The following is an 18,608-nucleotide window of genomic DNA, read 5'->3' on the forward strand; positions in this document are numbered from 1 at the left end:
GAATTGGTAGCACGCATATCCCAACCTGAACGGCTGAATGGTGACGCGCCCGCACGCGAAGATCGGGCGTAGCGCAGGGCGCGCCAGCCCCACGGCGGCGCAATGCACGTGTACTGCCCCGTCGCTCGTCGGCACGCGGCCCCCGTGCAATACGATCTCGCCGCGCTCGATCCTTGACACGTGTCCCACGCGAACGATGTCGTCGATTTGACGAAAACATTTCAGTTCAGTGTCGCTGATGAAAGCGCCAGGTACCTGGTTGGCGCGACGCCAGGATCAATGCGAAGGAAGATGCCCTCTGCGTCGAGGCGCGCCTACCGATCCTGCACCGAAGTGACCTGTGCCAAGGCCTCGATCCGAATCGCTGCGCCGCGATAGAAGTCAGGGAGCAGAGCGCGCGTCTGGTGACACCGCCGGTTCGCCTACCAGGGTCGCGCGGCCGAATTTGTTGGATCGCCGAAGCGGGCACGCCCCGTTCCAGCAACCAGACGCAGGCATCCACGGCGGCCGTTTCCGCGCCGATGCTAACGAAACGCTCAGGGCGATCCGTGAGGCGCGCGATCTCGCCAGCAGGTGCGCAACGAACACCGTCGGCCACCTCGAACGGAGGCGCCCTAGTGGCGGCTACGGCGCCTTCGCGATAGGTGGCGTCGACGACCTTCCGGCGGACCGGCGCTGAGTACGACGTCGGCGCGAGCGTGGAGACAAAGCGGCCGTCGCCCACCGAGTCGCAGTTGGGGAAGTACCGGACCCGGCCAGCAAGCGGCGTGCGCTCGTCGTGGCCCTCCTGCTGAACGCCGCTGGCGCCAATGAGACGGTCATCGCCAAGCGAACCACGCCGCCAGGAGCGATACTGTCGTATGCGCCTACTGCGAATCCTTTCCGTCCTGTTCGTCGTCGCGGCGAATACCGCCGTTGGCCAGTCTGCCGATCCGGCCTTCACGCTCACCGAAGCCATGATCCCCATGCGCGACGGCGCGAAGCTGTATACGCGCATATTGGCGCCGCGCGCGCCATCGAGGCCGCTGCCGTTTCTCATGGTGCGCACGCCTTACGGCGTGAGTGGCAACACGCCACAGAATGTGTCGGGGCGTTGGGACTTCATGACGAACAACACGGCGGCGGACGGATATCTGTTCGTCTTTCAGGATCTCCGGGGGAAATTCCGCTCGGAGGGACAGTTCGTCATGCAGCGTCCACCGCGCGCGAACCGCGCCGACTCGAAGGCGATCGACGAAAGCACCGACGCCTACGACACCATCGCGTGGTTGCTGACCAACGTGCCGAACAACAACGGACGCGTGGGCATGACTGGTGTGTCGTATGACGGATGGACGACGGCGATGGCGATGCTCGACCCCCATCCCGCACTGAAGGCCGCGTCACCTCAGGCATCACCGGCCGACATGTGGAAGGGCGATGATTTTCATCACAATGGTGCGTTTCGCTTGAGCTACGGCTTCGAGTACGCGACAATGATGGAGTCGGGCAAGGATGTGCAGCAGTTCGCGATGGATGCCTTCGACACCTACGAGTGGTATCTGCGCCTCGGCTCACTCAAGACGGTGAATGACAAGCTGCTCAAGGGAACGATTCCCACCTGGAACGATTTCGCGCAGCATCCCAACTTCGATGCGTTCTGGCAGCGACAAGCGATGACGGGCTATCTCGACAAGGTCACGGTCCCCGCGTTGCACGTGGCTGGCTGGTGGGATCAGGAAGACTTCTATGGACCCGTCACCATCTATCGCGAGTTGGAGAAGCACGACAGGAGCAACAAGAACTTCCTCGTGGTTGGTCCGTGGAATCACGGCGGCTGGATGCGTGGCGACGGCGCTTCACTCGGACCCATCCAGTTCGGTTCCCCGACCGCGCGCTTCTTCCGCGACTCCGTGATGGCGCCGTTCTTCGCGATGCATCTCAAGGACGCACCAACCTTCACGATGCCCGAAGCGCTCGTCTTCGAGTCCGGCAGCAATGTCTGGAAGCGCTATGACACGTGGCCGCCGAAGGCCGCCGTGTCGGCGCGTGCGCTCTACATGCGCGAAGGTGGTGCGCTGGCCTGGTCGCCACCTCCGGCCACGTCGCCGACGCCCTACGACGCGTACCTGTCCGATCCGGCCAAGCCGGTGCCGTATCGCCAGCGCCCCGTGCAGATGACCTACGGCCCGGGCTCCACCTGGAGTACGTGGCTCACGGAAGACCAGCGTTTCGTACACAATCGCCCGGACGTGCTGAGTTGGGAACTCCCTACGCTCACCGACGATCTGACAATTGCCGGTGACCTCACCGTCACGTTGCACGCCGCCACGAGCGGCACCGACGCGGACTACGTCGTAAAGCTCATCGACGTGTATCCCGATTCGGGGATGCGTGACCTCCGCATGAACGGCTATCAGTTCATGGTGGCGAACGACGTATACCGCGCCCGCTTCCGAACAAGCCTCGAAAGGCCCGTGCCGCTGACACCGAACGTGCCCGAAGCGCTCACGATCGATCTGCATACGCAGGCGTACACCTTCAAGAAGGGACATCGGGTAATGGTACAGGTACAGAGCACGTGGTTCCCGCTCATCGATCGCAACCCGCAGACGTTCGTGCCGAACATCTTCGAGGCGAAGCCCAGTGACTTCCGCACGGCAACGCAGCGCATTTATCGCAGCCGCACGCGAGCGTCGAAGATCGTGCTGCCCGTGGTCACGGGGATTCGTCCGTGAGGCGTCGACCATTGGCCCATCACCTCGCCACCGGCCTGCTCACTGGTGTGTTCGCGTTGTCCACTGCCGACGCGCAGAAGGCCAAGGCGACGGCCGTGCCGTTCTCGGTGGCGGAGGCGAGTATCCCCGACCTGCAGAAAGCACTCGCGTCGGGTCGTGTGACGTCACGACAGATCGTCGAGCAGTATCTCGTGCGCATCGCACTGTACGATCGCCTGCTGCGCGCCACTATCAGTGTCAATCCGCGCGCGCTGCAGGACGCCGACCTTCTCGATCGCGAGCGCGCACAGGGCAAACTCCGCGGGCCATTGCACGGCATTCCCATTGCGCTCAAGGACAACATCCACACTAAAGACTGGCGCACTACAGGCGGAGCGCTCGCCTTCGCCGATCTCGTGCCGCCGTACGACGCCACACTCACGCGCAACTTGCGCGAGGCCGGCGCCATCATCATGGCCAAGACCCAGCTCACCGAGCTCGCGAACTGGAGTGCCAGCACCATGCCCGGCAACTACACGGCGGTTGCCGGGCAGGGTCTCAACCCGTACGACGCGCGCCCTGATCCGCGCGCCGGGATGGATGATGGCCGCCCGGTGATGTCCACCGGCGGCTCGTCGAGCGGCACCGGCACCGCCGCCTCGTTATGGCCGGCCGATGTGGGCACCGATACCGGCGGGTCGGTACTGAACCCGTCGAACTTCACGATGCTTGTTGGCATCCGGCCCACCACGGGGCGCATCAGTCGGTACGGTGTCATTCCGATTACCGCCGATCAGGACACGCCAGGCCCGATGGCGAAGACCGTGACCGATGTCGCGATCCTCTTCGGTGCCCTCGAGAGCGCCACGTCCGATCCGAACGATCCGGCCACGACGGTCTGCACTCCGCCACCCTCACGCGACTACACGAAATTTCTCGACCCGAACGCGCTCAAGGGCGCCCGCATCGGCATTCCGCGCGCCTTCTTCTACGACACAATCACCGTGCTCGGCCGTCGTCGCGGTGGACTGGCCGCGGCGCAGCGCGCGGCGATGAATGACGCGATTGCCACACTCAAGGCACAGGGAGCCGTGATCGTCGACCCGGCCAACATTCCGAGCGTCGTGGCCGAGAAGACGGAGGACAACCTCGTCGACTTTCCATACTGTCAGACCGCGGATCAAGGGCGCGGGCAGGATGCCGATTGCTCGGTGGTGTTCAAGTACGGCATGAAACGAGATTTCAACATCTGGCTCACCAGCCTCGGCAATCGCGCGCCAGTGAAGACGCTCACGGCCCTCCGCGAGTGGAACATCACACATCAGCGCGCTGGGGCCATCAAGTATGGACAGGCGCGTCTCGACATCTCCGACGAAATGGACGTGCGCCAGGATCGTGAACGGTATGAGGCCGACCGTGCCAAGGATCTTCGGCTGTCGCGCGCGCAGGGGCTCGATGCGGCGCTCGCAACCAACCGGCTCGACGCGCTGCTCTTTCCCGGGAATTCGGGTTCGGATATCGCGGCTCGGTCCGGCTACCCGTCGATTGCCTTACCCTTCGCGCGGGTTCCGGTGAGCGCGTCCGCGAACAACCCGTTCCCGGCGGGCTTTGATCCCCAGCCGGTGCCGTTCGGCGTGCAGATCCTCACCGCGCAGTGCGCGGACGCGAAAATGATTGCCCTCGCCTACGCCTTCGAACAAGCCACGAAGCGGCGCGTGCCACCACCAGCGTTTCCGTAGCGCCATCGCCGACCGAATTGGGCTACCGACAGGAATCGGGGCTATCTGTGACGTGCTCGTGATCAAAACGTGAAGGGGCGTTCAAATATTGAGGGGCTGCTTACGCGCCGGCGACCACCCGTCGCAGAGTTCCGCCTTCCGATTTGAGGTTCTTCACGTGAAGCGAAACGTTGCCCTGATACTGCCGGCGCTATTGCTGGCCGCCTGCTCGCCCGACCTCACAAGTCCTGCCGACGCCGCGCCGGCTTTCGGACGCGACGGCGATGCCGGACTCTCCGTAGGCGCCGGTACCATCGCGATCGTCACGCATCCGTACAACGCGGGGAAGGGATCCTTTCGTGAGGCAATTGCGCAGGCCAATACGGACTCGCGCATCGTGCGCGTCGAGTTCAAGCCTGAGGCGCGCACGATTGCGCTGGAGAGCAGCGTGATCTTCACCGGATCGCAGGCGCTGACGATCATCGGCAAGCGCGCCACTCTCGATGCTCGTAACGCGGGCGGACCGGCGTTCGTCGCCAACGGCGGCGGGAACCTGCGCATCGAGGATCTGACCGTCGCCAACTCGGTCAGCGAAGGGCTCACGGTCGAGGTGCCCGCGACGGCGACCGGCACCCTTACTGTCCGTTTCGATCGCGTGACCGCCATCGGCAATGCCGGCCACGGCATCCTCGTCAACGACCAGGTGAACTCATCGACCACCGATGGCGTGCAGCCGGATGCGCGCGGATCGGCGGCGTCGCTCGATGTGCGTGTGAACGACGCGCGGTTCCTCTCCAATGGGTACAGCGTTTCCGATCGCGATGGACTGCGCGTGAACGAGGGGGGCCTGGGTTCGCTGACGTTCACTGCCCGCGGTGCACGTGCCGAGGACAACGCGGCCGACGGGATCGAGCTCGACGAACGCGGTGATGGCGACGTCGTGATCGACGTCGAAGACACGCGCATCCTCCGCAACGGCAAGCTCGACCCGGACGACCTCGACGACGGGTTCGACGTCGACGAATACGACGCTGGCAGTATCGTCGGGATCCTGCGCAACGTGACAGCCAGCGACAACTATGAGGAAGGGCTCGACTTCAACGAGAACAACGCGGGCGATCTGCGCGTCGACCTCTACGGGGTCGAGGCGAACGGTAACCGCGAAGAGGGCATCGATTATGAAGAAGACGATGACTTTGCCGGCGGTGGCGATCTCGTGACCACCATGCAGAACGTCGTGGCCAATGGCAACGGCGCCGACGACGGCGATGCCGGCCTCAAGGTCCGCGAGAAAGGCACTGGGGATCTCACAGCGAACATCGCGGGTGTGGTGGCGTCGAACAATGCCATCGGCGGGATCTTCATCCGCGAGGACGCAGCAGGCCAGCTGGTGTCCAACATCGTCGGCGCCGAAACGAAGGGAAACGCGAGCCACGGCATCGACATCGATGAGAATCGTGCCACCAGCACCGATGTCGGTAATCTCACGGCCACGGTGATGAATGCCGTATCCACGGGCAACGCGGGCGCGGGCATTCGCGCCGACCAGCAGCTGCCGGGTGTCGGCTCGCTGACAGTTACGAACGTCATCCTCACGCCAAACGCCGGTGGATCCACGACCGGCAGCAACGTCGTGCTCACGATCGTTCCGTAAACGGGCAGGGTGGGCGTCGCCGCGGCCTGTGTGCCGGCCGGCGACGCCCTCTTCACCGCCCCGTGCTCCGGCGGTTAGCATTTGGTCATGCGAACGCTCCTCTCTCTCGACGTGTTGCAGCAGCGCGCGAACACATGCCTGCCCGCGCATCTCGGCATACGCATCACGCAGGTGGCGCCCGGTGAACTCCACGCGGAGCTGAGCCTCCGCCCGGAAGTCATGGCGGTAAACGGCTTCCTCCATGCGGGCACCGTGGTCAGTCTCGCCGACACCGCCGCCGGCTTTGGCTGCATAGCGCATTTGCCCGACGGCGCCGAGAACTTCACGACGGTCGAACTCAAAAGCAATCACGTGGGCACCGCGCGTGACGGCACGATCGCGTGCATCGCGACGCTGCTGCATGGCGGCCGCAGTACGCAAGTGTGGGATGCCACGGTCTCGCATGTGGAGACGGGCAAGGTTATCGCCTACTTCCGCTGCACACAGATGATTCTGTATCCGCGCGCGTAGCGGGCGTATACCGCGCAACGGATACCGCGCAACGGATACCGCCGCGTCGGACTTGTCGTGCTTGGCTTCGCCTCACGTGCTGGTCACCGTTGTCTGGCGGTCCGCGCCGCCGCTGCGCAGGTTATAAGCATGAATCAATATCCCGCGGTCACTCGTCCCCGCCGCCTTCGTGCCGTCTTCGCGCTGGGCCTCATGACCATCGCGCTGACCGGCTTCGCGGCCGGCGTGTCGGTAGGACAGTCGCGAGCCGCCCGCGTGTATGAGTTGCGCACCTATACCACGTTGCCAGGGCGCTTGCCGGCGCTGCATCAGCGGTTTGCGGCCCACACCATGCGGCTGTTCGAGAAGCATGGCATGCACAACGAGATGTACTGGACACCGACCGACAGTGCGCATCGGGACAACACGCTGATCTACGTTATTTCGCATGAGAGTGAGGCGGCGGCCGATCGGAGTTGGAAGGCATTTCGCGCCGACCCCCAATGGACCGAAGCCCGCGACGCCAGCGAGGCCGACGGGACGATTCTGGCGAAGCCGCCGGAGCGGGTGTTCATGACGCTGACCCCCTTCTCTCCCGGTCACTGAGCCTCACCCCGCCAGGGGGGTCGGCCAGGCCAGAGGGACGCCGTCGCGCGTCAACTCCGCCTGCAGTCGTTGTCGCAGTTCGTTTCGGTGACAGATGCCGCGTGGCGACTCACCCCACGCCAACGCACACGCGACCAGTGTACGAACGCTCTCGCCGACGTTCCATTCGATGGGGTGAAGGCGATAGCACCCGTTGGTGAGATGCGTGACCCCCAGGTTCTTCGCGGCCGGGAGCAAGTTCTCGAGGCGGCGAGGCAGCAGGGCCCCCAGCGGAATCTGAGACGGCACCGTGGCGCCGTACTGCCCACGATCACCACGCGTGGTGAGGTGCAGATCCATGTTGTAGTGTCCTATGCCGACACTGTCGTCATAGGACATTGCCGTCAGTGCCTCGCGCGCCTGTCCCGTTTCCGGCTGACGTCCCTCCACTGTGATATGCTGCTCGACGACGGTCAACTCGGCCCCAATCCGTCGGCTCTCCCGCACATACGGGTGCATCGCGAGACCATCCGCAGGGCCTACGATGTCGGGACGTCGCCGCAATCCTTTTCACCCGATGCCCCCGTCGAGGCGCGGTGCATCCGCTTGCAGCCAGTACAGTAGCGAGAGACTGAGCGACTTGGGGCGTGACACGTGCTTGGCGGCGATATCGTCCGGGACATCGACAATGGAGCCAGCGGAGTAGTCGTTCTGCCCCCAGTTCACGATGGTCACGTCGCGGGCCAGGGTGCCGGGCGCAAACTGATCGCGATCGAGAATACGGCGGTACCCAAAAGCCGGTGCGGGCCACCGGATCAAAGCCGATGCGCCGTGATGCCGGATCGTCGAAGCTCAGCAGCGGGTAGTAGGGCGCCAGCTGTCCTTCCAGCGCGGCGAGTGCGACGCGCGGCTCGCAGCACAGGCGCGACACCCAGCCGTTGCCGGGGTTGAGTCGCGGGTTGGCGCGGGCGCGCGCCGTGAGCGGGGTGTGCTGCCGGTAGTGTTCGCGGATTGCCTGTCGCCGCGCGAGATAGCGGCGGGTCCCACCGATGCTTTCAATCCATGCATTCTCATCCGGCGGAACCGCCTGCTGCGTGAGCTGCTCGCCGACCCAGTCGGTCTCCTCCGTCACGACGACCCGAAGCCCGCGGCGGAGGGCCGCCAACGCGGCCGCGCTCATGGTGGCCAGAAGCGATGGGGCCACCAGCGCCCGCTACAGGAAGGTCCGTCGGCTTTCGCTCATGATCACTCGTCCAACGCTTTCACCTGCACCGCCGTCCCATAGCACAATACCTCGGTCACGCCCTGCATCATTTCCGTGGCGTCATATCGGATACCGATTACGGCGTCTGCGTTCGCCATTTCCGCCTGCACCAGCATGGTGTCGAACGCTTCCTTGCGCGTGCGTTCCGCGAGCTCCGTGAAGAGCGTGATGTTTCCGCCGAACAACGACTGTATCCCGGCGCCGACCGTGCCGAACACCGATCGTGACCGAACCACCACGCCGCGTACGACGCCGACCGTCGCCACGATGCGATATCCGGGCAGCTCGAAGCCTGTGGTCGTCATGTTGTACGGAAAATCAGTGGCTTGGGAACGGACAATGGACGTCATGCTTTTTCGGGGAATGAGACACTCGTCAGGATGCTGCCGACCGTACGCCTCAACTATGCGGGGAGGGGCCGCGGTTCACCAGCGTGGTGTCGTAGACCCATCCGCCGGACCCGTCAAAGCCGATCAACGCATTCGGGAGGCGAACATCTTCAGCATCAGCGGCCTCCGAAACGAGAATCGGTGTGCGCCCCCATCCCCTACTGGCGCTCGCTGATCGCTCGCAGTTCGCGGCGGGCACGGTCGGCATTGACCGGATGGAAGTGCGCATTGAGCTCGAGTGCACGATGTAGGTGACTACGCGCACTCTCGTCATGTCCAAGCGCTTGCTCGATCATGCCACGATGGTAGTACAGATTTGCGTCGGGCGTGCCCAGCCGCATGGCCTGCAGCACAGCCGTACGAGCCGACAGGTGGTCGCCGCTCAGGTGCAGCGCCCACGCCAGTTGATCGTAGCCATACACATCGCGGCGTGTTCGGATCTCGCCCTGCAGCAGCGCAAGCGTCGCCGAGAGTTCACGCTCGTGTTCGAGACGGAATAGCGTCCACTGCCGATTAAACGGTTCCGGATTCGCCGCTGCTGAGCGTTCGACGGCACGAAACTGCCGCTCCGCTCGAGCGCTGTCGCCAGTGGCGAGATGCGCGTCACCGATGAGTGCCATGGTGGCGAGGTCGGCGCGATCACCGATGCGCTGACCGAGGGCGATCACCTCCTGCCAGTCGCCACGCAAGGCGGCGAGCCGCGCCGCCACCGACAGCAGACGTGGATCCCGCGCATCGATGGCGAGGCCGTTACGAATAGCGAGCGCCGCCTCCGGCAGGTCACCACGACGCAACTCAAAATCGGCCACGCGCAGATGGAACCAGGCGACCTGCTCACGTGGCAGGTCGCCTCGTGCATCGGCCTGTTCGCGCGCCGCACGGAGGATGCTTCGCGCCAGTCCGGTCTTGCCGGTGAGCTCGGCCCAACGCGCCAACCGTGGGGACACGGCGAGATTGGCACGCCATTGCCAGAGTTTGTCGAAGGTCACGCGCGCGTGGTCGTAGTCGCCCATCTCGAGTTCGAGCTCGCCAAGCAGTGCACGCGACGCTGGCTTGTCCTCGTCAGCGGCCACGAGGTCGCGTGCTGCAGCCAACGCTTCGGGAAAGCGATGCCTGGCAAGGAGACTCGACGCGAGAGCGAGGCGCGCGCCACCGTTGTGCTCCGGGCGCAGCGCCAGCGACTCGCGCGCCTTCGCCTCGGCGCGCCGGTAGTCTTCGACATTCCCGGTTTCGCGCGCGCGCTGCAGGAACAACGTCGCGAGCCGCGCCCGGTCAGATGCGCCATAGGGATCCTCCGCGGATCGGCGTTCGAAGAGGGCGATGTCCTCAGCCCGCAGCTCGGCCTCGAGCGCGATCGGCGACTCCGGCAGCTCAATGTCTTTTGGGACAACGGTCGCGGGTCGGATGGCCGCATAGCCCAAAAGTGCCGCACCAGCCGCGAAAGCGACGAGCGCGAGCTGCACCGGTCGCGAAGTAAACTTCGACATGTCGTGGGTGTGCTGACGGGGGAATGAGACTGCGGAGGACGGGATGCCTACCCCGCCCTCCGCAACGATTACTTGATGCTGCCGAACAGCGCAGCGGCAGCGTTGGGCACCGGCAAATACGGGAACGAGGCGAGCACCGTACCGTCGTTCACGGGCACGTTGTCGGTTGCGAGACCGGGCGACACGTTGTTCGCATCCAGGAGCGGACCGAAGGTGACGAGGAGACCTTTGTCGACCGTATCATCGCCGCGGAGCTTGCGCCCGCCGTAACCCATCGCGCCAGCGAGCGGTGGCACTGGGAGATACGTGAGCCAACCCACGACGTTGCCAGCGGCATTTGCCGGATCGTTGGCGATCGTCGCCGTCACTCCGGCGGCGCGATCCATGAACACCATCAGCATATCCCCGCCGCCCGTTGCACCGGTGCCGCGCGCGAAATCACCGACAAGTGTCGCGGAGATCGCGTCCGCGACACCCTGCGTACGGCCCGCGACGTTACGCACGAACCCGACGATGTCGTCGGTGAACTGCGCGCGATCTTCGACGGGGATACTCGTGTTGAAGTGACCGTGCTCCCGCTTTTCGACGAATACTTCGCTAACGAGGGGATTGGCGAGGCGCTCGATCTGGTCGAAGCGAATGACCGTATTGCCGAAGCGGATCGTGTCGCGCACGGTGGTCGTGATGCGCAGGGTGTCTGTGCGCCGCAGGGTGTCGGTCTTGAAGACCGTCTGCGTGATCGTTTCCGTATCGGTGCACGCGACGAGCGAACCGGCGACCGTCGCGATCGCCAACGCGGCGAGTACCGCGTGCTTTCGCATGTGAGGCTGGATGGACATGGGTTGTTATCCGATGAGTAAGTGAATGGTCAGCGGCTGATCGTCGCCCACACGCCAATCCGCCCTTCTGCTGCGGTTCCGCGGAGCGCACTCTCAGGCAATTCGATCACGATGGCCAGCGCATTGAAGCCGCGCAGGAAGTCCACGGCGCAGCCGCGCGTTCCATCGAAGGGCGCGGAGGTTGCCGGCAGCATGCCGTTCGGGCACCCCACCCGGAACGCCGATGCTGACGCCACAGGGCCGAGTGCTGCCGCCGGGCCACGCGACGGGCGACGGTCCGGCACGATGCGAAAAAACTGCTCGAGGTCGATGTAGAACGGATCGTCGCGCGGCCCGGCAAACACCTGCATCGCGGTCGCGGAGCCGAAAGTGGTGCCGAGTGACCCGGTGAGGGTCGGCGCGGCAGCGGCGAGGCGGTTGTCGGCGCCGGTATCGCGCGGCGCGATCGGTCCGAGAATGCTCACCTTCTGCGCACCGACGACTTGGCCCTGCGCATTGGTCGAGTCATCGAAGATCACCTGAAAGACGAGATCTTCGCGCGCGTCGCCGTTGTTGTCGACCTTGATCTGATAAAGTGCGTTCGGGTCGAAACGCGCAGCTGCAGTGGTCGACGGCGTCAGCGGCGAAGAGAGCGTGACGGCGAGGACGATGCGTGCATCGCTCGATCCGGGAAACGCCCAGACATCATTGAGGTCCATGCGCGGACTGAGCTCGACTTCGGGCGTGTCCTGATGGTCCGACGCCCGAATTGCCGTCGTCACACCAATGGCAACGAGTCCGACGGCGCCGGCGAGCAGCATTGCACGACCTCCGCGCGAACGGCGCGGTGGCGCAGGCTCATGGGGGATGTGGTCGATCATGGAATCCTTCCGCGCGATGGCGGCTAGTGGGGGGGATAGTCGCGAATGCGACCAAGGAGCTACGCCAATCGATGCAAAACGGATGTCGTCAGGATCAGCTCGCCGTTCAGTTGGAACGCTTCGCCATGCACCGGAAACATTGATGGCAAGATCGACGCCGTGAGCTTGGTGTCGCTATTGTCGACGGTCGTGGACACGACGTACCGGCGCCGCTTATGCATGAACGTCGGCGGCGCGGCCGTTGTCTCAAAGCGCGTCTTCGCTCTGCCGACCGGCCGGCCCGTCGGCTCGTCCACCGCGCACAACATCGGGAGCTGGCCCGGTAGGGCATCGACGTGTGCGGTGCCGCACTTCGGCGTCGACCTGCTAGTGATCCGCTGCGCTTGCCAGCGTTCGCGGCGAGCTGAAGCGAAACTCGATAGCAGGCGTCCGTCTGTCGGGTGACGGAGCACACTCGGCGTTGCGGTACCAGGGAAAGGTGGCGCCGCTCGCGTAGCACTCGAGGGTGGCCAGCTTGTCCACTGGAGGGAATTGCGACCACGCGTGGGGACTCGTCGTCAGGCGCGACCCTCGTGCCTCACTCGATGTCGACGAGCAACCCCAGCCGCCTCGCCTGTTCCGCAGCCGCGACGCGAGAGTGCACATCCAGCCGCTCGTACGCGCGCTTCAGCTGACTCTTGACCGTATTCGCGGAAATGCCGACCGTGCTTGCTACTTCGGCGACCGTCGTGCCGCGCGTAATCAGTCGTAAAACACGCCGTTTACTTGGTGTGAGTTCGACGTTCGACGTTCGACGGCTGACCGACGTGCTGCAGTGGTGAGATCCTCGATTCCCCGCGCATCGCCTAGCGCAGTCGGGCGGACATGATGCCAGCCGACTCACCCTTCAGCAAGTAGCCGTCCGCACCAGCGCCCAGGGCGGCGAACGTACGGTGCTTCAGCGAAACGACGCCGGGGTCGGGCAACCTGCAGTCGTTCTACTGTGGTATTGGTGGCAACCGTCGTGGCGAAGCCTTCTCCGATGAAATCGGCGGGTCGTGCGGGAGCTATGCGATGGCCAAGTCGGACATACAAATCGTTCTGGAGCCGGTAACGGTCGGGATGCTCGGTGCTGGATTGTTCGGGCTTCCGGCGGTAGCGCGGCGGCGACGGGCGGTCTGCATTGCAGCGGCGGCACGCTCACATGGATGCGGTGCCTTGCATCGTTGTGGGAGTGACGCGGTGGAATAAATGAAAGCACCGCGAATTATGGGGCTGCCTTGGATCGCTACCGCAGTCGTAGGGACGACCACGCAGCCGCATCGCGCCCTCGATCCGGCGTGTGGACCCCGACCGGATCGACATACGCCAGTCGTTTCGAGCGGGCTTGCACGCAACACGACCAGCTTCGCAACGCGTCCAACGGTCAACGCGCCGACGCGATCACCCGGACCGACAAGGCGCGCCGGTATGGTCGCCGCCGCTTGCCGCATCGACAACAGTGGCGGTCGAGCATCGCCGACCAGCTGACGTGCGATAGCTCGTCGCGCCGCACGCCTTCCTCCCGCTCAATAACGCCTGGCCAGTGACCGTTCATACCATTGCAGCACCGGGGTCACCGTGATGCCATGGATCACGATGCTGCAGGCGACCACCGTTACCACCACTGCGACCAACGGCGCCGCATCGCTGCTCGGCACACCGTGATTGAGCGCATAACTCAGGTAGTACAGGCTGCCAATCCCCCGAATGCCGAACCAGCCCAGCAACCACCGTTGAGCACGCGACGTGCGCGATCCGATCAGCGATAGCCGCGTGCCGAGGGGGCGGATGACAACGAACAGTACCACCGCCAACAGCGCGCCAGACCAGGTCCAGGCGGAGGCCACAGCGATGCCGACCAGCACGACCAACAGCACTTCGAGCATCCGCTCCAGCGTGTCGCCGAATGACAGCGCTTCGGCAATCAACACTCCGGCGGCCACCGCCGGCTCGTGGTTCGACTCGGCGCTTTCCCGCGCGGTGATCAGCGACTCCGCCGGTGGGTGCTCCTCGGGCCCCGCGCCACTGGGCAGGTGCAAGTCGGCCAGTTCGGGGTGTGGCGTCGCGCGCACCACGCGCACCTCGGCGTGCCGCAGCCCGACACCGGCTGCGAATACCGCGAGGAAGCCCCAGGCATGCGCGCGCTCGGCGGCGACGTAGGCGAGGGCAATCAGGGCCAGCGCGAGGAAGTCATTTGGTGCGCTGGCGTTGGTGCTGCGCGCCCGGATGCGGATCGCGAGTTGTCCCAGGCCGGTGCCAAGGAAGTAGCCGATGGCGAGCCCAGCCGGTACCGCCCAGATAACGCGGCTGAGAAACCATTCGCCAACCCAGGCATCGATACCGCCGGCACGCAAATACTCCAAACCGAAGATCACGAACGGAAACGCCGCACCATCGTTCAGGCCGGCTTCACCGGACAGGCCGTAGCGCACGCGATCGTGATCCTCCGCATCATTCACGGAGACCTCAGCCGCGAGCACAGGATCGGTAGGTGCAACGATGGCGCCAAGTAGGAGCGCAAAGGACAGCGGCAGGCCGAGCAGCAGGTTGGCCACCGCCGCCACCCCGACGATGGATAGCAGCATCACCGGTCCCGCGAGTCGGAGCGCCACACGCCATGACTGATGTCGCAGTGGCAGGCGCAGGCGCAGGCCGCCTACGAACAGTGAGACGATCACGGCAAACTCGGTGAGCGTCTCGAGCCATACCCGCTGCGATCCGATGTCGAGGCGCAGCAGTTCGAACCCCGCGGGACCCAGACCGAGCCCCACCAACAGGTAGATCAGCGATGTGGAGATCGGCAGTCGATCGACCTGAGACGACGTGAGTGCCATGAGCAGTAGCAGTCCGCCCACCGTGGTCATCCATCCCAGTACGCTCATATGGCCCCGTTGGTAGTACCCGCGCTCGCGCTCGCGCTCACGTCACTATGCATGCCCGGGGCCGTGCGCCACTTGGCCCTTGAAGAAGGGATGTCGGCAGCGAAAAGATCCACGATGTACGGCCGCCGAATTCCGTACCGCTTGGCATGCGCTGTGCACCATTCGATACCTCGATCAAGTATCTCGACCACCGAACAGTTCTCATAGACCCCAGCACATGTCAGACAATAACGAAGCGCCGGCGTTCTCCGACGAACCCCCATTCAAAGATGGACAATCGTCGTTCGGGGTATTCTACCCGAAGAACTATGTGCTCGCCGTGTTCGCGGACGTGGCCACGGCGAGAAAGGCCGGTGATGGTGCGCGCGCCGCCGGATTCTCCGAAGACGACATCATTGTGGCGTCGGGTGCGGACGTGATCGCACACGAACACGACGTTGCATCAGAGAAGGGAATGTTTGCGAAGATCGGCGAGCAATTGTCAAAGCTGTACACCGACGAGTCGGCAGCGTCACAAGCGCTGGTGAGGCTTGCTGCCGGCGGCGCGGGGTTTGTCATGATCTACGCGCCGGAAGAGGCGGACACGACGACCGCGGCCGCGGCGCTCGGTGGGTTTGGGCCGTCGGTTATGCGGAAGTACGGCACACTCGCCATCGCGGAATTGCCCGTGTAATGTCTGGCGAACTGGTGTGATTCGCGTTTCCATTCCAAAGGATACGCGATCTGCCGTGTTCGTCGTTCGACTTTTCTGCGGAGTAGGTGCCCATGGATGCAAGACGTACCTTGGCGCAGCTGGCTATTGCTGTGCTGCTCGCCCCATCGATCGCTGGTGCGCAGGCGCCGTCGAATGCACCGATCAAGTTTGCGCGCTATGCGCACATCGCGAACGATGGAACGATTGCGTTCACCTGGCAGGATGACGTCTGGATCGCCGACAAGGATGGCACCAATCCCCGCCGGTTGACGGCCCATGTGGCGCGTGATTTCATGCCGCGCTTTTCGCCCGACGGACAAACGATTGCCTTCACCAGTAATCGCATGGGCAACAACGACATCTATGTCGTGCCGACTGCCGGTGGCGAGCCGAAACAGCTCACTTGGTTCAGCGGTGACGACCAAGCGCTGTATTTCACACCCGACGGCCGAGAGCTGGTGTTTACCAGCACTCGCGGCACGCATCCCTTCGGCGCACCGCTTTATCGATTGCCGCTCGACGGCTCGGCACCGCGTGCAATGGCGATGGATTTCGGGCGCGCTGGCATGATGAAGCAGGATGCGACGATGGTCGCGTTCAACCGCACGCTGCCGTCGTACTGGCGGAAGGGGTATCGCGGCAATAGCAACGCCGATATTGCCGTGCAGGACCTCCGTACTGGAGCGATTACCGAACTCACTGATACCGAGCTCGAGGAGTACAAGGGTTTCACGCACGACGTGCATCCAATGTGGGGTGTCGACGGCATGATCTACTTCTCCTCGGAGCGTGACGGCATTTTCAACCTGTGGAAGATCGCGCCCACGGGCGGCGCACCGACGCAGGTCACGAAACACAAAGAGGATGGCGTGCAGTTTCCGTCGATCTCGCCTGATGGACGTCATCTCATCTATGAAAACGACTTCGACTTGTGGGTGATGGACGCCCCGGATGGAGTGCCGCGCAAGCTCGACCTGCGCGTCTCCGCCGACGCGAAAGAGAACGACATCAGCACCGTCACGTTCACCAACCGTGCCGATGGCTTCTCGCCGTCGCCTACTGGTGACTACCTGGCCGTGGACGTGCATGGCGAGATCATGATTGTACCGACCGAAAGCGGCATCGGCGAACGTACGCAGGTCACATCGTCGCCGTGGCGTGAGCGGTTCCAGAGCTATTCGCCCGACGGTCGCCGCATGGCGTACGTCTCCGATGAATCGGGTGACGAGGAAGTGTGGGTCTATGAGCTCGCGAGCGGACAGCGCCGGAAGCTCACTACGCAAGCGTCGGTGAAGGCCGACCTCACCTGGGCGCCCAACGCACAGAAGCTCGCCTACACCGGCAACAATAGGCTGTGGGAAGTGGATGCCACCGGCGGCGCCTCACGTGAACTCGCGTTCAATCAGGCCGGTGGATTCACCGTGGGGCAATACAGCGCCGACGGGAACTGGATCACGTACACGAAGCGCGACGACGATCAGAACGCCGATGTGTTCGTGTTCGACGTACGTGCACGCAAGGAGACCAATGTCACGCGCAATCCGTTCAATGACACGAATGGTGTGATGACGCCGGACGGCAAGCAGGTGCTGTTCACGTCGAACCGTGAGGGGGCGACGTCGCAACTGTTCATCGTGTCGTTGGCGCGGCTTACCGAAAATCCGAACGATCCGCTGGTGCGTGAACGGCAGCGCCGCGTAGCGAACGCGACCAGCGGTCTCACTGGCGGTGCTGGTGGCGGCGGAGCGCGTGCTGACACTGCGGGCGCTCCGATGAACGTGGTGCTCAACGTCGTGATTGACGCAGCGCGCATCGAGGATCGCGCGATGCAACTCACGCGGGGCAGCACGCCGGTAGGCTCGTACTTCCTGTCGCGTGACGGCCGGACGATCTATTTCACAGTCGGCGGCGCCGCTGGTGGCGGTGGCGGCGGTCAGCAGCCGGCGGTCGATCCTGACAGCCCGAATGTGGGTCTCTTCGCCATGGGTATCGATGGCTTGAATCGCCGTCGCATCGCCGGTGGGCTATATCCGCAGCTCACCCCGACCGCCGATCGTCGCGCGGTATTCTTCCGCCGTGCCGCCCGCAGCGCGGAGGCTGGTGACGCGCCGGCGCCGGGCTTCGAGATAGCCAAGCTGGTACTCGCTACACCGCAGCGCGCCGAGCCGGTGAATTTCTCGGTCGAGGTCATGGTGGACCATCGGGCTGAGCGCGAGCAGTTGTTCGAAGAGTCGTGGCGGGTGATGAAGTACCGCTTCTACGATGAAAAGATGCACGGGCGCGACTGGGAGGCGATCAAGACCCGCTACAAGCCGCTGCTGCGCTACGTGAGTACGAACGAAGACGTGTATGATCTCGCCAACGAAATGATCGGCGAACTCAACGCGTCGCACACTGGCGTGAGTGGGCCACCGTCGCGCCAGATGCCACGTGTGTACACCACGCGCTATCTGGGTTTCGAGCTCGAGCCAAGTGATGCGGGGCGGTACCGCGTGGGACACGTGTATCGCAGTGGTCCGGCCGACAAGGAGTGGCTGAACATCACCGAGGGCGATTACGTACTCGCGATCAACGGCCAGGAGCTCAAGAGCGGCGAAAACTACGAGCGCATGCTATCCACCGCGATCAACGAGTTCGTGCCGGTAAAGCTGGCGAAGTCCGCGAGTGGTGAGGGGGCGCGTACGGTGCGTCTCGCCAGCATGACCTCGCTCACCGACATCAAGTACGAGGAGTGGGTGACGACGCGGCGGGAGCAGGTGGAGAAGGAGACCAACGGCGATATCGCCTACGTGCATATCCGTTCCATGGACCAGCCCTCTCTCACGCGCTTCCGCAACGAGATCGACCAGTTTTCGAACAAGAAGGGCATCATCGTGGACATTCGCTACAACGGTGGTGGCAATATCGATCAGGAGCTGATCGATATCCTCGAGCGGCAGCCGTATCAATTCTGGAATCAGCGCACGGGAGCGCGCACCTGGGGTCGTCGTCCGCGACAGGCGATCGCGGGCCCCAAGGTCATGATGATCA

16 protein-coding genes and 1 pseudogene are annotated in these 18,608 nt (G+C 64.1%); 7 read left to right on the forward strand and 10 right to left on the reverse strand.

What is annotated here, in order from left to right:
• The first annotated feature begins 860 nt into the window (after nt 1-860).
• The 5 genes from ACLL97_RS10975 to ACLL97_RS10995 all read left to right on the forward strand — a co-directional run bounded on the left by ACLL97_RS10975 (nt 861) and on the right by ACLL97_RS10995 (nt 7,163).
• Entirely contained in the window at nt 861-2,717 is a 1,857-nt protein-coding gene (locus ACLL97_RS10975) for a CocE/NonD family hydrolase (RefSeq protein WP_411280514.1), read from the forward strand.
• A complete protein-coding gene (locus ACLL97_RS10980) occupies nt 2,714-4,435 on the forward strand; it encodes an amidase family protein (protein ID WP_411280515.1) in 1,722 nt (573 codons plus the stop codon). Before ACLL97_RS10975 ends, ACLL97_RS10980 begins: the two co-directional genes overlap by 4 nt.
• A 157-nt stretch (nt 4,436-4,592) precedes the next feature.
• Nucleotides 4,593-6,068: a hypothetical protein gene (locus ACLL97_RS10985; protein ID WP_411280516.1), complete on the forward strand. Its 1,476-nt coding sequence runs from the start codon at nt 4,593-4,595 to the stop codon at nt 6,066-6,068.
• An 87-nt stretch (nt 6,069-6,155) separates the two neighbouring features.
• Nucleotides 6,156-6,578 carry a PaaI family thioesterase gene (locus ACLL97_RS10990; RefSeq protein ID WP_411280517.1) on the forward strand — a complete coding sequence of 141 codons (423 nt, stop codon included), beginning with the start codon at nt 6,156-6,158 and terminating at the stop codon, nt 6,576-6,578.
• A gap of 129 nt (nt 6,579-6,707) precedes the next feature.
• Nucleotides 6,708-7,163, forward strand: a complete 456-nt coding sequence (locus ACLL97_RS10995; protein WP_411280518.1) for an NIPSNAP family protein — start codon at nt 6,708-6,710, stop codon at nt 7,161-7,163.
• 3 nt (nt 7,164-7,166) lie between these two features.
• Here ACLL97_RS10995 and ACLL97_RS11000 read toward each other — a convergent pair whose 3' ends face one another.
• The 10 genes and pseudogenes from ACLL97_RS11000 to ACLL97_RS11045 all read right to left on the reverse strand — a co-directional run bounded on the left by ACLL97_RS11000 (nt 7,167) and on the right by ACLL97_RS11045 (nt 14,884).
• Complete coding sequence (locus tag ACLL97_RS11000) at nt 7,167-7,661, reverse strand: FAD-dependent oxidoreductase (protein ID WP_411280519.1); 495 nt, start codon at nt 7,659-7,661, stop codon at nt 7,167-7,169.
• A 51-nt stretch (nt 7,662-7,712) separates the two neighbouring features.
• Nucleotides 7,713-7,961 carry a hypothetical protein gene (locus tag ACLL97_RS11005; RefSeq protein WP_411280529.1) on the reverse strand — a complete coding sequence of 83 codons (249 nt, stop codon included), beginning with the start codon at nt 7,959-7,961 and terminating at the stop codon, nt 7,713-7,715.
• 121 nt (nt 7,962-8,082) lie between these two features.
• Nucleotides 8,083-8,322: pseudogene (locus ACLL97_RS11010) on the reverse strand (FAD-dependent oxidoreductase); the annotation flags it as partial.
• A gap of 65 nt (nt 8,323-8,387) precedes the next feature.
• Nucleotides 8,388-8,756: a YbjQ family protein gene (locus tag ACLL97_RS11015; RefSeq protein ID WP_411280520.1), complete on the reverse strand. Its 369-nt coding sequence runs from the start codon at nt 8,754-8,756 to the stop codon at nt 8,388-8,390.
• 197 nt (nt 8,757-8,953) lie between these two features.
• A complete protein-coding gene (locus ACLL97_RS11020; protein WP_411280521.1) occupies nt 8,954-10,282 on the reverse strand; it encodes a tetratricopeptide repeat protein in 1,329 nt (442 codons plus the stop codon).
• Nucleotides 10,283-10,350: 68 nt separating this feature from the next.
• A complete protein-coding gene (locus ACLL97_RS11025) occupies nt 10,351-11,121 on the reverse strand; it encodes a DUF4331 family protein (protein WP_411280522.1) in 771 nt (256 codons plus the stop codon).
• Between the two features lie 29 nt (nt 11,122-11,150).
• Entirely contained in the window at nt 11,151-11,921 is a 771-nt protein-coding gene (locus tag ACLL97_RS11030; RefSeq protein ID WP_411280523.1) for a DUF4331 family protein, read from the reverse strand.
• Nucleotides 11,922-12,040: 119 nt separating this feature from the next.
• Nucleotides 12,041-12,178, reverse strand: a complete 138-nt coding sequence (locus ACLL97_RS11035) for a hypothetical protein (RefSeq protein WP_411280524.1) — start codon at nt 12,176-12,178, stop codon at nt 12,041-12,043.
• Between the two features lie 380 nt (nt 12,179-12,558).
• Entirely contained in the window at nt 12,559-12,864 is a 306-nt protein-coding gene (locus ACLL97_RS11040) for a response regulator transcription factor (RefSeq protein WP_411280525.1), read from the reverse strand.
• Between the two features lie 664 nt (nt 12,865-13,528).
• Entirely contained in the window at nt 13,529-14,884 is a 1,356-nt protein-coding gene (locus ACLL97_RS11045; RefSeq protein WP_411280526.1) for a cation:proton antiporter, read from the reverse strand.
• A gap of 217 nt (nt 14,885-15,101) precedes the next feature.
• Here ACLL97_RS11045 and ACLL97_RS11050 point away from each other — a divergent pair, with 217 nt between their 5' ends.
• On the forward strand, nt 15,102-15,557 hold the full coding sequence (locus ACLL97_RS11050; protein WP_411280527.1) for a hypothetical protein: 456 nt from the start codon (nt 15,102-15,104) through the stop codon (nt 15,555-15,557).
• A 92-nt stretch (nt 15,558-15,649) separates the two neighbouring features.
• The coding region (locus tag ACLL97_RS11055) for a S41 family peptidase (RefSeq protein WP_411280528.1) at nt 15,650-18,608 on the forward strand (2,959 nt) is incomplete at its 3' end.

The organism is Gemmatimonas sp., assembly GCF_046594945.1.
GTDB lineage: Bacteria > Gemmatimonadota > Gemmatimonadetes > Gemmatimonadales > Gemmatimonadaceae > Gemmatimonas.